Genomic DNA, 13,675 nt, shown 5'->3' with positions numbered 1-13,675 from the left:
GGTTAGCTGCGCTTCGGGCGCAGCCGCACCACGATATCGACATTGGCGATTTCCATGCCCTCGGGTGGCTCAGGCAGGTTCAGAACCTGCACGCCATCCGTAATGTCGAATACCGTGTTTTCACCTTCGATGAAAAAGTGATGGTGATCGGAGGTGTTCGTGTCGAAATAGGTTTTTGCACCTTCGATGGCCAGAATGCGCAGCAGACCGGCTTCGGTGAACTGGTGCAGCGCATTGTAGACGGTTGCCAGCGACACCGGCACGCCGGCGGCAAGCGCTTCCTCGTGCAGTTCCTCGGCGGACAGGTGACGATCCCCCTTGGCGAACAGCAGGTCGGCAAGCGCCAGACGCTGACGCGTCGGCCTAAGCCCCGCGTCGCGAACACGCTTGTCTACCGGGATCATCTTTTCGTCACAGGTCGAAATCATTTATCGGCCCAAATCCTTTCGCGGTGGAGCCCGCGGAAGCCGTCGCTATGCTTTTGCGACAAAATCGTTCAATCCAGAGATATATTCGCTCACAGCCCTTCGATCAATAGGGGCACATTGACCCCGGAAGGCGAGCGGGTTAAGCGCAAGTGCGGTTTCCGGCGCGAAACAGACTGTGTTAGTAAGATCAGAGAGTGCCGGTTACAGGCACGAAGGCAACGGGGAAGGTTTTATGGCTGAACAGAAATCCAGCTACGATTACGAGGATCTGCTGGCTTGCGGCCGCGGCGAGCTTTTCGGCGCAGGCAACGCGCAGCTTCCCGCCCCTCCGATGCTGATGTTCGACCGAATCACGGAAATTTCGGAAACCGGCGGCGAATTCGGCAAGGGCTTCGTGCGCGCCGAACTGGACATCAAGCCTGACCTCTGGTTCTTCCCATGCCATTTCATCGGCAACCCGATCATGCCCGGCTGCCTCGGCCTCGACGCCATGTGGCAGTTGACCGGCTTCTTCCTCGGCTGGCTCGGCGAACCCGGCAAGGGCATGGCGCTGTCGACCGGCGAAGTGAAATTCAAGGGAATGGTCACGCCCAAGGTCAAAAAAGTCGAATACGGCATCGATTTCAAGCGCGTGATGCGCGGACGCCTCGTGCTCGGCACAGCCGATGGCTGGCTAAAGGCCGATGGCGAGACTATCTATTGGGCGACAGACCTGCGGGTCGGCCTTTCCAAGCAGGAAGCGGCCTGACCGCAAGTGCAATCTGAAAGGAATTCACGATGAGAAGGGTCGTCGTTACTGGCCTCGGAATCGTATCGTCCATCGGCAACAATGCCGAGGAGGTGCAAGCGTCCCTTCGTGATGCCCGCTCGGGCATCAGTTTCTCGGAGGATTTTGCGGAACACGGCTTCAAGTGCCAGGTTTGGGGAGCGCCAACGCTCGACCCGAGCGATCTTGTCGACCGCCGCGCCGCACGTTTCCTCTCGCAAGGCGGCATGTGGAACCACGTCGCCATGAAGCAGGCGATTGCCGACTCAGGGCTGGAAGAGACCGACATTTCCGGCAATGAGCGCACCGGCATCATCATGGGTTCGGGCGGGCCATCGACGAAAACCATCGTGGAAGCGTCGGAAATCACGCTGAAAAACAACAGCCCGAAGCGAATCGGACCGTTCGCGGTGCCGAAAGCGATGTCCTCGACGGCATCTGCCACGCTCGCCACCTGGTTCAAGATTCACGGCGTGAACTATTCGATCTCGTCGGCCTGCTCGACTTCTGCGCATTGCATCGGCAATGCTGCGGAAATGATCCAGTGGGGCAAGCAGGACATCATGTTCGCTGGCGGCCATGAGGATCTCGACTGGACGATGTCGAATTTGTTCGACGCGATGGGCGCCATGTCTTCCAAATACAATGACCGCCCGACAGTCGCTTCGCGTGCCTACGACGTAAACCGCGACGGCTTCGTCATTGCGGGCGGTGCTGGCGTTCTGGTTCTTGAAGAGCTGGAGCATGCCAAGGCGCGCGGCGCAAAGATTTACGGCGAACTCGTCGGCTACGGCGCTACCTCGGACGGTTACGACATGGTCGCTCCGTCTGGTGAAGGCGCAATCCGCTGCATGCGACAGGCGCTTTCGACCGTCGAAGGCTCGGTCGATTACATAAACACCCATGGCACATCGACGCCGGTCGGCGATTCGAAGGAAATGGGCGCGATCCGCGAAGTTTTCGCAGACAAGATGCCGAACATCACCTCGACGAAATCGCTTACAGGCCATTCGCTGGGTGCGGCGGGCGTTCAGGAAGCGATCTATTCGATCCTCCAGATGGAAGGCGGCTTCATCGGCGAAAGCGCGCATATCGAAGAACTCGATCCCGAATTCGAGGGCATGCCGATCGTGCGCAAGCGCATCGACAATGCCAAGATCGACACGGTTCTTTCGAATTCGTTCGGTTTCGGCGGCACGAATGCGACGCTCGTCTTCCAGCGCTACAACGGCTGAGGTTCATAATGTCAGGTTTGATGCAGGGCAAACGCGGCCTCGTCATGGGCGTCGCGAACGACCATTCCATTGCATGGGGCATTGCGCGCCGCCTTTCCGAACAGGGCGCGGAACTCGCCTTCACCTATCAGGGCGATGCCTTCGGCCGCCGTGTGAAGCCACTGGCCGACAAGGTGGATGCAAAGCTCGTACTGCCTTGCGATGTGGAAGACAGCGCTTCCGTCGCGTCGGTTTTCGAGACGCTCGGCAATGAGTGGGGCGGGCTGGACTTCATCGTCCACGCCATCGGCTTCTCCGACAAGAACGAGCTCAAAGGGCTTTACGCCGACACGACGCGCGACAATTTCGTCCGCACCATGGTCATCTCCTGCTACTCCTTCACGGAAGTTGCGCGCCACGCCGCCGCGTTGATGAACAATGGCGGGTCGATGATTACGCTGACCTATGCGGGTTCTGTGCGCGTTATGCCGAACTACAACGTCATGGGCGTTGCAAAGGCCGGCCTGGAAGCCAGCGTGCGCTATCTCGCCAATGATTACGGCCCGCGCGGCATTCGCGTGAACGGCATCTCCGCAGGCCCTGTGCGTACGCTCGCGGGCGCCGGCATTTCCGATGCGCGGCACATGTTCTCCTACCAGCAGCGCAACTCCCCGCTGCGCCGCACCGTGACCATCGATGAAGTCGGCGGCTCGGCGCTTTATCTGCTGTCGGATTTGTCGTCAGGCGTGACTGGTGAAATCCACTATGTGGATTCCGGTTATCACATCGTATCGATGCCGACGCTGGATGAGTTGAAGAAGACGGATAGCGAGTAGGGTTTGTTTCTGAGGTTGGGGTGCGTCCTTCGAGAGCTCCCCACCACCTACTTCTTTGCAGCAAACACCTTGAACGCGCCATTGCCGGCAATCTCGGCATGGCTTGAAAACACACCTGCCAGAACCCGCTCGTAAGGCAACCTGCGATTGGCGACCATGAAAAGCCTGCCGCCGGGCTTCAGCGCCGCAGACGCCGCTCCGATCATCGCCTGTCCGATATCCGGCTCTGCCGCCCTGCCCTGATGGAAGGGCGGATTCATGAGAATTACGTCGTATTTTTTGGCCGGTTTCTCCGAAATCAGGTCGAACCAATGGAAATTCGGCGCCGGTGTTTTGAGGTTTTCGAGATTTCGGCGCGATGCCTCGACGGCTTCGTAATCAGCCTCATAAAGATCGAGCGTATTTATCTTGCTCCAGCGCGCGGCGGCTTCCCTGGCAAGATAGCCCCAGCCTGAGCAGAAATCCGCCACAGCGCCCTTCACATCCAAAGGCAGGCTCTCGACCAGCATGCGCGACGCAGTGTCGATCTTGTCGTGCGAAAACATTCCAGGCTTGGTGAGATATTCGCCTTCGACAATGGCGTCGTCATTGCCCTCTTTGAGAGCGGGAATTGCTGCAGCGTCGGCCGGGCGGCGGAACCAGAAGGCGACGCCGTGATATTTCGGTAGCTGGTCTTCGATCTCGATCAGGCTTGCAACGCGCTTCTTCAGGCTGGCGATGCCGTCATCTTTCGATCCGGCAACGACGATCAATCCACCAACGCTGACGCGCTCCAGCGCTTCTGCGACGCGCAGTTCGTTCTGGCCGCGGTGACGGCCGCAGAGCACCAGGGCGGAATCATAGCCCTCGCCCTCGGCGCGCGGCTTTACGTCATGACCTGCCGATTGCAGCCCAATAAATGATGACCGGAACCCCTGCACCATCGAAACCGTCCCATCAAAGCCCTCGGGAAATCGAAAGCCGGGCTCGGCACCAAGAAACAATACGCGGGTGCCCTTTTCGGGTGCAGACAGCGTGTCGGTCTCGAAGGGGTAGAAAAGGGTTTTCAGGGCTTCTCGTGACATTAATTAATTGATCCGAAATTCAGAGGGTGGTGCTACAAAACAAACAAAAACGGGCGCAGCCTTTCGGTGCGCCCGCTTTCAATTCAACTAGCCAAAATCAGGCGGCGTTTTCTTCGTCGTCCTTTTTCTCGCGGACGATTTCCTTGCCGGTTTCCTGATCGACGACCTTCATCGAGAGACGGACCTTGCCGCGCTCGTCGAAGCCCATCAGCTTGACCCAGACCTTCTGGCCTTCCTTAACGACGTCCGAGGTCTTCGCGACGCGGTCGTTTGCGAGCTGCGAGATGTGGACGAGGCCGTCGCGCGGGCCGAAGAAGTTCACGAACGCGCCGAAATCGGCGGTCTTGACGACCGTGCCTTCGTAGATTTCGCCGACTTCCGGCTCTGCAACGATGGTGTGGATCCACTTCTTGGCAGCTTCGATCTCTTTCGCGTTCGACGAAGCGATTTTCACCGTGCCGTCGTCTTCGATGTTGATCTTCGCGCCGGTCTTTTCGACGATTTCGCGGATGACCTTGCCGCCGGAACCGATGACTTCACGGATCTTGTCGGTCGGGATCTGCATGACTTCGATGCGCGGAGCAAATTCGCCCAGCTCGGAGCGGCCTTCGGTGATGGCATTGGCCATTTCGCCGAGGATGTGCAGACGTCCGTCCTTGGCCTGACCGAGAGCGACCTTCATGATCTCTTCGGTGATGCCGTCGATCTTGATGTCCATCTGCAGGGCGGTGATGCCACCATCAGTGCCGGCCACTTTGAAGTCCATGTCGCCGAGGTGATCTTCGTCGCCGAGGATGTCGGAAAGAACTGCGAAACGCTCGCCTTCCTTGATGAGGCCCATTGCGATACCGGCAACGGACTTGGTCAGCGGAACGCCGGCATCCATCAGAGCAAGCGAGGTGCCGCAGACGGTTGCCATCGACGAGGAACCGTTGGATTCCGTGATCTCGGAAACGACGCGCAGCGTGTAGGGGAACTGCTCGGCAGCAGGCAGCATCGGACGGATAGCGCGCCACGCGAGCTTGCCGTGGCCGATTTCGCGACGGCCGGGCGAACCCATACGGCCGGTTTCACCAACCGAATAGGGAGGGAAGTTGTAGTGAAGGAGGAACTTCTCCTTGTACATGCCGGTCAGGCTGTCGACATACTGCTCGTCCTCTCCGGTGCCGAGCGTGGCAACGACGATTGCCTGCGTCTCGCCGCGCGTGAAGAGCGCCGAGCCGTGGGTGCGCGGCAGAAGGCCGACTTCCGAAACGATCTTGCGGACCGTCGAGAGATCGCGGCCATCGATGCGTGAACCGGTGTCGAGGATGTTCCAGCGAACGATCTTCGCCTGAAGTTCCTTGAACACGGTGCCAACCTGCTCGGAAGACCACTTTGGAGCTTCGTCGCCTTCGGCTGCAAACGCTGCCTTGACCTTGGCCTTGACGGCGTCGACGGCGACGTAGCGTGCCTGCTTGTCGGTGATCTTGTAAGCGTCGCGAAGTTCGTTCTCGACGATCTTCAGCATTTCGCCTTCGAGCGCGGAGAGATCGACCGGGTTGTGAGCGCGGGGTTCCTTGGCGGCGAGTTCTGCGAGCTGGATGACAGCGTCGATGACCGGCTGGAAGCCCTTGTGGCCGAACATGACGGCGCCGAGCATGATGTCTTCGGAAAGTTCCTTGGCTTCGGACTCGACCATGAGAACGGCGTCGTTCGTGCCTGCAACGACGAGATCGAGCTTGGACTCCTGCATCTCATCGATATGCGGGTTCAGGACGTATTCGCCATTGATGTAGCCGACGCGCGCGCCGCCGATCGGGCCCATGAAAGGCACGCCGGAAAGCGTCAGTGCTGCGGAGGTCGCAACAATCGACAGAATGTCCGGATCGTTTTCAAGGTCGTGCTGGACGACGGTGATGACGACCTGCGTGTCGTTCTTGTAGCCGGCTGCGAAGAGCGGGCGGATCGGGCGGTCGATGAGACGCGAAACCAGGGTTTCCTTCTCGCTCGGGCGGCCTTCACGCTTGAAATAACCGCCGGGGATCTTGCCCGCAGCGTAGGTCTTTTCCTGATAGTTCACGGTAAGCGGGAAGAAGTCGAAGCCCGGCTTCGGCTCTTTCGCCGAAACGACGGTGGCGAGAACGACGGTTTCGCCGTAGGTCGCGAGCACCGCGCCATCAGCCTGACGAGCGATCTTGCCGGTTTCCAGAATGAGCGGACGACCGGCCCATTCGATTTCGACTTTGTGATGATTGAACATATCTTGTCCTTCAAATACGGGAAAGCCCGCGCGTCCATAGTGCGCGGTTTACTTTCCCCGGCCTCTTTGGGACGAGCCACGGGCAAGACAACGGGAGGTCTGGAATTTCGCATCGAAAAGACGCACCAGGCATCCTGCAATCCTGCCCCATGACCTATCCACGGAGCGGTTCCGGTTGTTGCCCTGTGCATGTTCCGGAACCATGAAGGCCGCTTGTTCGAGCGGCCCGAAATAAGCGATCGGCGGGTCTTTTTGCAAAAACCCGCCGGTCAGATCGTTAACGACGCAGGCCGAGCTTTTCGATCAGCGTCTGGTAGCGTGCCTCGTCCTTACCCTTGAGATAATCAAGGAGGCTACGGCGCTGCGAAACCAGAGCAAGAAGACCACGGCGGGAATGGTTATCCTTTTTGTGGTCCTTGAAATGTTCGGTCAGGTTCTTGATCCGCTCTGACAGAATTGCAACCTGAACTTCCGGCGAACCGGTGTCGTTCTTGACGGTGGCGAATTCGTTGAGCAATTCCTTTTTGCGTTCGGCAGTAATCGACATCGTGTTTTTCCTTTCAATTTTGAGGAAACGGGACGCCCAGAGCCGGGATGTCGTCCAGCAAGGGCCACTGCACATGGCGCTAAAAGCGCGATGTTGGGGCGCATATAGTGCAAAACGTACGAAAACACCAGAGATATTAACGGGACGCCGAAACCGGCGCCTCCGCAGTTACAACCATTTCTTCCAACGAAAGAAGATGATCAAACCAACAGCCACCAGCACCATTGAACCCAGCGCAATCGGATAGCCGTAGTAGGAAAGCAGTTCCGGCATGTTCCATGGCGAGGCGACAGGATCGAAATTCATGCCCCATATGCCAGCCAGAAAGGTCAGCGGAATGAATATCGACGACATGATCGTCAGGAACCGGATGATCTCGTTTATGCGGGCCTGCGAGAGCGAAATATGCATGTCAATCAGGCTGGTCAGCATGTCGCGATGCGTTTCCACGATCTCGATCAGCCTGATGAGATGATCCTGTGTATCGTTCAGATAAACTCTGGTTTCGGCGCCGAGTATTGGCGTTTCAGCGCGTATCAAACCGGCAACTGCATCGCGCAGCGGCCATAAGGCCCGCTTCAGCACGCTCATGCCGCGGCGCAGTTCGTGCAATTGCCGTACCTGCTCCTTTCTGACCGAGCGGACCATATCATCTTCCGTATGGTCTATCTTGTCGCCTGCCCCTTCAAGCACCGGGAAGTAGCTGTCGACGACAGAGTCGATCAGCGCATAGGCGAGATAATCGGCCTTGCGTGAGCGCAAGCGGTTGGGAGACGACGATTTGATACGCTTTCTGACGGGATCGAACGGATCGCCCGGCCGCTCCTGAAAAGACACGACGAAGTTCTCGCCGAAAAACACGGAAATCTGCTCATACCGGCTCAATTTCATGTCGTCGATCATGCTTAAAACGACGAAAGCATGGTTTTCGAAGAAATCCACCTTCGGGCGCTGGCCGGTATTGACCGTATCTTCCAGAGCCAAGGGGTGAAGCTTGAACAGTTCGCCGATCTCGGCAATCAGATCGACGCTTTGCAGGCCGACGCAATCCAGCCATATGACAGGCCAATGCCCCTGATGTTTCTTCACATCCTTGAGGGTGGCTCCGTCGATGAACTCGCATTTTTCCGGCGAGATCAGCGTGAGGTTGAGTGTGGAAGGCAGGGCGTGCGGATCAGCCAGAAGCGTGCCGGGCGACGCGCCGACAGGTGAGCGTTTGGCGTGTCTGCGCTTCATCTCACCGTCAGCCTTCATCCCCGGCCCCCCATAAAATGCCAGTCAGCGCGCGGATTTACCCCGCGAAAACGCGTCTTGGCTTGAACATGCCTGCCTCGATCGCACCAATCGCCACGAGCTTGCCGCGTGCCGTGGCGCATGCTTCGTCGGCTTCCAATGGTGCATCCCGGCCACGTATGATGACCGGATTTCCGAGCCTGATCTTTGCCGCCGCATCGTCCGTCAGCGCCACTTGCGGCAAGCAATCGAGCGCTGCCGACGTATCGACGAGCAGTGCATCCATGGCTGCGTAAAGCTCGCTGCCGCCTTCGGCATCGCGCGGAGGCTGTACGGCCTCGAGCATGGCGATGGTGACGAAATCTTCCGGTGTGAAGGGTTCGACCTCGACACGGCGCAAATCGGCAATATGGCCGAAGCATTCCAGATCGCGACCCATATCGCGCGCCAGCGAGCGGACATATGTGCCTTTGCCGCATTCGATTTCGAAGATCGAATGGCCTTCTGCCGTCATTTCGACCAATTCGAGGCTGCCTATTTCGATTTCGCGGGCCGGAATATCCACCGTCTCGCCTTCGCGCGCCAGATCATAGGCCCGTTCGCCGGCAATCTTGATCGCGGAAAACTGCGGCGGAACCTGCATGATCACGCCGGTATATTTCGGCAGGAGAGCGCGAATTTCGGCTTCGCTCGGGCGCTTTTCGGAGGTTTTTGTCACCGGGCCTTCGAGATCGTCCGTCGAACGTTCCTGCCCCCACGCAACCGTGAAACGATAAATCTTCGCGCCATCCATGACGTAAGGCACGGTCTTGGTCGCCTCGCCAAGGGCAATCGGCAACATGCCCGACGCCAAGGGATCGAGCGTGCCTGCATGACCGGCCTTGTCGGCCTGAAACAGCCACTTCACCTTGGACACGGCCTCGGTCGAACCCATGCCGACAGGCTTGTCCAGAACCACCCAACCGGAAATTGGACGGCCTTTTTTCTTACCGCGACGTCCCACTATTCTTCCCCGTCTTTTTCGGCGAGCCCGTCTTTTTCAGCAAGATCGCGTGAGACTTCAGGCGAACGCAGAAGATCGTCGATCTTCGACATATTGTCATAGCTCGTATCAGCCTTGAACCGGAATTCAGGCATGTATTTCATCTGGCGAAGCGCATTCGATGCGCGACCGCGAATGTATTTCGCATTCAGGTTCAAAGCATCGATGACCGCGCTGTCGTCCTTGGCGCCCAAAGGCGCGACAAAGGCCGTTGCGATCTTGAGATCGGGCGACATGCGCACTTCGGACACGGAGATAACCGTCGTCTCGATGAGGGGGTCGCGCACTTCGCCGCGCTGGAGCACTTCGGCCAGCGCATGGCGGACTTGCTCGCCTATGCGTAGCTGGCGCTGCGAAGGCCCCTTGGCTGAATGTGCTGACATGTTCTTCTTCCCGGATTGGTCGTTGAGGCTTTTATACCGCAGGCGATGCGGCCTGTGCCAAATTTTCGGTTTTTGCGAATTTCCGCTCCCTGACGCCGAATGCATATGACTGCATCTCGCCAATGTCGTGGAATGCGGAGAGCGGAATAATCAAAGGTCCGCCGTTGAAATCGATGAAGACGTGTCCTGGCGATAAAACGACCGCGCCGAGCTTCGGGAACGGTATTTCCTTCGACAGTCCATCGCTGCTGATCTGCAGTGTAGTGCCCTGGTCTTCGACATCCACCGGCCCGGCGGGAAGCGCTCTTGCCGCCGCATTGCGCCGAACCTGAATGTTGGTTCCGACGATTGCAAGCACTGCCCATATTGCCAGAATGAACCCGGCAACGGCCCACCACCAGTTTCCTGCCAGACTGTCCGGCAGGGCCATGACGAGAAGTCCGCCGCAGCCGATCCAAACCAGAAGCCAGAATTTCGTCTTGAAGCTCAACCTGCCCGGCAGCATCTCGTAGGCGAGATTGTCTGCCGGGGTCAGGCTGTATCTAAGCGTGCGGAGAGGCACGTGCGCATCAGAGCCCATTGCCACCCTTGATAGACGGGGGCGCTGTGAAAAATCACAGCGTCCTTGTCACCATCTCCACGCGGAAGCACTCGATGACATCGCCAACGCGCATGTCTTCGTAGTTCGTGAAGGCCATGCCGCACTCCTGGCCGCCCGGAACCTCGGCAACTTCGTCCTTGAAGCGCTTGAGGGTCTTGAGCGTGCCTTCGTGGATCACGACGTCGTCGCGGATCAGGCGTACGCCTGCGCCACGTTCGACCTTGCCTTCGGTAACGCGGCAACCTGCGACCTTGCCGGTCTTCGTGATGTTGAAGACCTCGAGGATTTCCGCATTGCCGATGAAGGTTTCGCGACGTTCCGGCGAAAGCAGACCCGACATCGCCGCCTTCACATCGTCCACAAGGCTGTAGATGATGTTGTAGTAGCGAATTTCGATGCCAGCCTGCGCTGCCGCCTGCTTGGCCTGTGCATTTGCACGAACGTTGAAGCCAATGATGGCCGCACCGGACGTCTCGGCAAGCGAGATGTCGCTTTCCGTGATGCCGCCGGCACCGGAATGAACGATGCGCGCGCGCACTTCATCCGTACCGAGTTTGTCGAGCGCACCGATGATGGCTTCGACCGAACCCTGCACATCGCCCTTGATGACGAGCGGGAATTCTTTCAGCCCGCTGGTCTGCAACTGCGACATCATCTGCTCGAGCGAACCGCGCTGGCCTGCATGCTTTGCGACTGCCTTGTCGCGTGCAAGACGCTGACGATACTCGGTGATCTCACGAGCACGAGCCTCATCATTGACCACTGCGAAGCGGTCGCCCGCCTGCGGCGTGCCCTGAAGGCCGAGCACCTCGACCGGGGTCGAAGGCAGAGCCTGCTTGAGCTGGGCGCCCTTCTCGTTGACCACTGCACGCACACGGCCCCACTCATTGCCGGCAACGAGAATGTCACCGGGAAGAAGCGTGCCTGTCTGCACGAGAACGGTCGCAACCGGGCCGCGGCCCTTGTCGAGCTTGGCTTCGATAACGACGCCTTCGGCAGTACGGTTCGGGTTGGCACGAAGGTCGAGAAGCTCCGCCTGAAGCAGGATCGCTTCAAGAAGCTTGTCGAGATTGGCGCCGGTCTTGGCGGAAACCTCGACGTCGAGCACTTCACCGCCCATCGATTCCACGAACACTTCGTGCTGCAGAAGCTGGGTACGAACCTTCTGCGCATCGGCAGATGGCTTATCGATCTTGTTGATCGCAACGATGATCGGCACACCTGCCGCCTTCGCATGGCTGATCGACTCGATCGTCTGCGGCATCACCGAATCGTCGGCTGCAACAACCAGAATGGCAATATCGGTCGCCTGCGCACCACGGGCACGCATCGCGGTAAAGGCTGCGTGGCCAGGCGTGTCGATGAAGGTGATCTTCTGACCGTTCTTCTCGACCTGATAGGCGCCGATATGCTGCGTGATGCCACCGGCTTCACCGGACACGACCTTGGCACTGCGGATCGCGTCGAGCAGCGAGGTCTTGCCGTGATCGACGTGACCCATGATCGTTACGACCGGCGGACGCGATTCCATATCTTCATCGCGGTCGGCAATGTCGAACAAGCCTTCCTCGATGTCGGATTCTGCGACGCGGCGAACCGTGTGGCCGAATTCCGATGCGATGAGTTCTGCCGTATCGGCATCGATAACGTCGCCGGGCTTCATGATCTGGCCCTGCTTCATGAAGAACTTTACGACGTCCACGGCGCGCTCGGACATACGTCCGGCGAGTTCCTGGATCGTGATGGTTTCAGGAACGGTCACTTCGCGCACGATCTTCTCGCGCGGCTCCTGATGCATCGCACGCTTGAATTTTTCCTGGCGACGGCGCATTGCCGACAGCGAACGCGAACGCGCATCGCCATCGTCCGAAAGTGCAGTGTTCAGCGTCAGCTTGCCGCGACGACGATCTTCTTCGCTCTTCGGCTTGACCGGGCGGGCAACTTCCGGGGTCGCGATGCGACGGATCGGAGTGGCGCCAACCTTGGCCTTTGGCTTTTCGCCTGCATCGTCGTCCTCGGCAACAGCCTTATCGGCCATCGGCGTACGGCGACGTGCTTCTTCTTCGGCGCGACGGCGCGATTCAGCCTCGGTCTGAAGCCGTGCTTCCTCTTCCGCCTGACGGCGCGCGGATTCATCACGCTCGCGCTTGCGGCGTTCTTCTTCCTCGGCACGGCGCTTGGATTCGTCTGCAGCGCGTTGGCGATCTTCGACTTCGCGCGACATCGCACCTTCGAGAGCGCGACGACGAGCGTCCATTTCGCCGGAAGAAAGCACGTTCAAAACCATGCCCGAACGCTCTGGTGCGGGAGCCGGCCTTGGCGTTTCCTTTGCGACAACAGGCGCGGGCGGCGCGACAGGTGCTGCCGGGGCCGCTACCGGCGCTTCCTTTGCAACGACAGGCGCGGCGGGCGCTGCAACCGGAGGCGCTGCGACCGGCTGAGAAGGCTTGGGCGCAAAAACAGACGCTGCCGTCTCGGTCTTTTCACCGGGCATCGAAAATTTGCGCTTCTTTGTCTCTACGACGACCGACTTGGTACGCCCATGCGAGAAGTTCTGGCGCACGGTTCCCTGCTCTACGCCGGGACGCTTCAGCGTCAGCGTCTTCTTCGGGTTGACGCTCAACGTATTGTCGTCACCTGATTTCGTATCCGTCATTCCATATCCTCTGCGACATCATCTAGGTCGTCAGCAATCGCCGCAAACATTGCCCGGTCGTCCGAGGAACCGCCCCGGTATCGGTCAAGCGCAACCATGCGCTTTTGAACCGCCTTGCCCGCGTCTTCGGCGAGAATGGCTGCATGTATCACATTTGTACCACCTAATGCCAAACTCAATTCCGATTCAGAAAAAAGTTTATATGCATAGATTTGCGGTCCTTCGGCGTAGGCCGTAGCACGTCGAGCTTGGGTGATCTTGCGGAGACCATCCTCTGACGCTTCGGCGGCATGGAGCACGAACAACGCCTTGCCGCTGCGCACTGCGGCTTCTACTTTGGCTGCGCCCAGCGCGACTGCGCCGGCTTTTCGCGCAAGGCCAAGTGCACCCAGCGCGGATTTCGTCATCAGTCTATCGACAACCGCACCGAGGTCGGGGGCGGCTTTTACCTGACGTTTGAAGGCGCGGGAAAACAGATCCTTTCCCGCTGCCTTGTCCACATGAACGCGATCTGAGGTTACCCAGCAACCGCGCCCCGGCAGATTTCTTTTGAGGTCGGCGACAACCGATTCGTTCGGGTCGACGACAAAGCGGATCAGCTCATCCGACGCGGCTTGTTTCCGCGTGACGATGCAGGTGCGATCGTTCATTTCGTCCGATAAC

At 58.8% G+C, this 13,675-nt stretch carries 13 protein-coding genes; 3 read left to right on the top strand and 10 right to left on the bottom strand.

The window, feature by feature from the left end:
• Positions 1-2 precede the first annotated feature (2 nt).
• Entirely contained in the window at positions 3-428 is a 426-nt protein-coding gene (gene irrA / locus ABFT80_RS19460) for an iron response transcriptional regulator IrrA (protein ID WP_347973590.1), read from the bottom strand.
• Positions 429-660: 232 nt separating this feature from the next.
• Here irrA and fabA point away from each other — a divergent pair, with 232 nt between their 5' ends.
• From fabA to fabI, 3 genes are read left to right on the top strand one after another with little or no spacing between them, the layout of a single operon-like run.
• Positions 661-1,176 carry a 3-hydroxyacyl-[acyl-carrier-protein] dehydratase FabA gene (gene fabA / locus ABFT80_RS19455; RefSeq protein WP_347973589.1) on the top strand — a complete coding sequence of 172 codons (516 nt, stop codon included), beginning with the start codon at positions 661-663 and terminating at the stop codon, positions 1,174-1,176.
• A gap of 29 nt (positions 1,177-1,205) precedes the next feature.
• Positions 1,206-2,429, top strand: coding sequence for a beta-ketoacyl-ACP synthase I (gene fabB / locus ABFT80_RS19450; RefSeq protein ID WP_347973588.1), 1,224 nt, complete (start codon positions 1,206-1,208; stop codon positions 2,427-2,429).
• An 8-nt stretch (positions 2,430-2,437) separates the two neighbouring features.
• The gene (gene fabI / locus ABFT80_RS19445; RefSeq protein WP_347973587.1) at positions 2,438-3,244 is read left to right on the top strand and encodes an enoyl-ACP reductase FabI; all 807 of its coding nucleotides are present in this window, start codon (positions 2,438-2,440) and stop codon (positions 3,242-3,244) included.
• A gap of 47 nt (positions 3,245-3,291) precedes the next feature.
• Here the strand turns inward: fabI and ABFT80_RS19440 are convergent, their stop codons facing one another.
• The 9 genes from ABFT80_RS19440 to ABFT80_RS19400 form a co-directional block, all read right to left on the bottom strand.
• A complete protein-coding gene (locus ABFT80_RS19440; protein ID WP_347973586.1) occupies positions 3,292-4,308 on the bottom strand; it encodes a class I SAM-dependent methyltransferase in 1,017 nt (338 codons plus the stop codon).
• Positions 4,309-4,405: 97 nt separating this feature from the next.
• Positions 4,406-6,550: a polyribonucleotide nucleotidyltransferase gene (pnp, locus tag ABFT80_RS19435; protein WP_347973585.1), complete on the bottom strand. Its 2,145-nt coding sequence runs from the start codon at positions 6,548-6,550 to the stop codon at positions 4,406-4,408.
• A gap of 277 nt (positions 6,551-6,827) precedes the next feature.
• Positions 6,828-7,097, bottom strand: a complete 270-nt coding sequence (gene rpsO / locus ABFT80_RS19430) for a 30S ribosomal protein S15 (RefSeq protein ID WP_347973584.1) — start codon at positions 7,095-7,097, stop codon at positions 6,828-6,830.
• Between the two features lie 168 nt (positions 7,098-7,265).
• Positions 7,266-8,351 (bottom strand): magnesium/cobalt transporter CorA, encoded by a 1,086-nt coding sequence (gene corA / locus ABFT80_RS19425; RefSeq protein WP_347973583.1) that lies wholly within the window; start codon positions 8,349-8,351, stop codon positions 7,266-7,268.
• A gap of 37 nt (positions 8,352-8,388) precedes the next feature.
• A complete protein-coding gene (gene truB, locus ABFT80_RS19420; RefSeq protein ID WP_347973582.1) occupies positions 8,389-9,333 on the bottom strand; it encodes a tRNA pseudouridine(55) synthase TruB in 945 nt (314 codons plus the stop codon).
• Positions 9,333-9,755, bottom strand: coding sequence for a 30S ribosome-binding factor RbfA (gene rbfA, locus ABFT80_RS19415; protein WP_347973581.1), 423 nt, complete (start codon positions 9,753-9,755; stop codon positions 9,333-9,335). The genes truB and rbfA overlap by 1 nt, the downstream gene beginning before the upstream one ends.
• A 31-nt stretch (positions 9,756-9,786) precedes the next feature.
• Positions 9,787-10,335, bottom strand: coding sequence for a hypothetical protein (locus ABFT80_RS19410; protein ID WP_347973580.1), 549 nt, complete (start codon positions 10,333-10,335; stop codon positions 9,787-9,789).
• 34 nt (positions 10,336-10,369) lie between these two features.
• Positions 10,370-13,012 carry a translation initiation factor IF-2 gene (gene infB, locus ABFT80_RS19405; RefSeq protein ID WP_347973579.1) on the bottom strand — a complete coding sequence of 881 codons (2,643 nt, stop codon included), beginning with the start codon at positions 13,010-13,012 and terminating at the stop codon, positions 10,370-10,372.
• Entirely contained in the window at positions 13,009-13,662 is a 654-nt protein-coding gene (locus tag ABFT80_RS19400; RefSeq protein ID WP_347973578.1) for an RNA-binding protein, read from the bottom strand. Before ABFT80_RS19400 ends, infB begins: the two co-directional genes overlap by 4 nt.
• Positions 13,663-13,675 lie beyond the last annotated feature (13 nt).

Source organism: Foliimonas ilicis (assembly GCF_039939195.1).
Taxonomy (GTDB): Bacteria; Pseudomonadota; Alphaproteobacteria; order Rhizobiales; family Rhizobiaceae; genus Foliimonas; species Foliimonas ilicis.
The sequence above is the reverse complement of the archived record's forward strand: the minus strand, read 5'-3'. Positions and strand labels throughout refer to the sequence as shown.

What these genes read in the sequence shown, in the direction of transcription:
- irrA (WP_347973590.1), bottom strand. Translation starts at nt 428, where the DNA reads ATGATTTCGACCTGTGACGAAAAGATGATCCCGGTAGACAAGCGTGTT.
- corA (WP_347973583.1), bottom strand. Translation starts at nt 8,351, where the DNA reads ATGAAGGCTGACGGTGAGATGAAGCGCAGACACGCCAAACGCTCACCT.
- ABFT80_RS19410 (WP_347973580.1), bottom strand. Translation starts at nt 10,335, where the DNA reads ATGGGCTCTGATGCGCACGTGCCTCTCCGCACGCTTAGATACAGCCTG.
- fabI (WP_347973587.1), top strand. Translation starts at nt 2,438, where the DNA reads ATGTCAGGTTTGATGCAGGGCAAACGCGGCCTCGTCATGGGCGTCGCG.
- infB (WP_347973579.1), bottom strand. Translation starts at nt 13,012, where the DNA reads ATGACGGATACGAAATCAGGTGACGACAATACGTTGAGCGTCAACCCG.
- fabA (WP_347973589.1), top strand. Translation starts at nt 661, where the DNA reads ATGGCTGAACAGAAATCCAGCTACGATTACGAGGATCTGCTGGCTTGC.
- rpsO (WP_347973584.1), bottom strand. Translation starts at nt 7,097, where the DNA reads ATGTCGATTACTGCCGAACGCAAAAAGGAATTGCTCAACGAATTCGCC.
- fabB (WP_347973588.1), top strand. Translation starts at nt 1,206, where the DNA reads ATGAGAAGGGTCGTCGTTACTGGCCTCGGAATCGTATCGTCCATCGGC.
- pnp (WP_347973585.1), bottom strand. Translation starts at nt 6,550, where the DNA reads ATGTTCAATCATCACAAAGTCGAAATCGAATGGGCCGGTCGTCCGCTC.
- rbfA (WP_347973581.1), bottom strand. Translation starts at nt 9,755, where the DNA reads ATGTCAGCACATTCAGCCAAGGGGCCTTCGCAGCGCCAGCTACGCATA.
- ABFT80_RS19400 (WP_347973578.1), bottom strand. Translation starts at nt 13,662, where the DNA reads ATGAACGATCGCACCTGCATCGTCACGCGGAAACAAGCCGCGTCGGAT.
- ABFT80_RS19440 (WP_347973586.1), bottom strand. Translation starts at nt 4,308, where the DNA reads ATGTCACGAGAAGCCCTGAAAACCCTTTTCTACCCCTTCGAGACCGAC.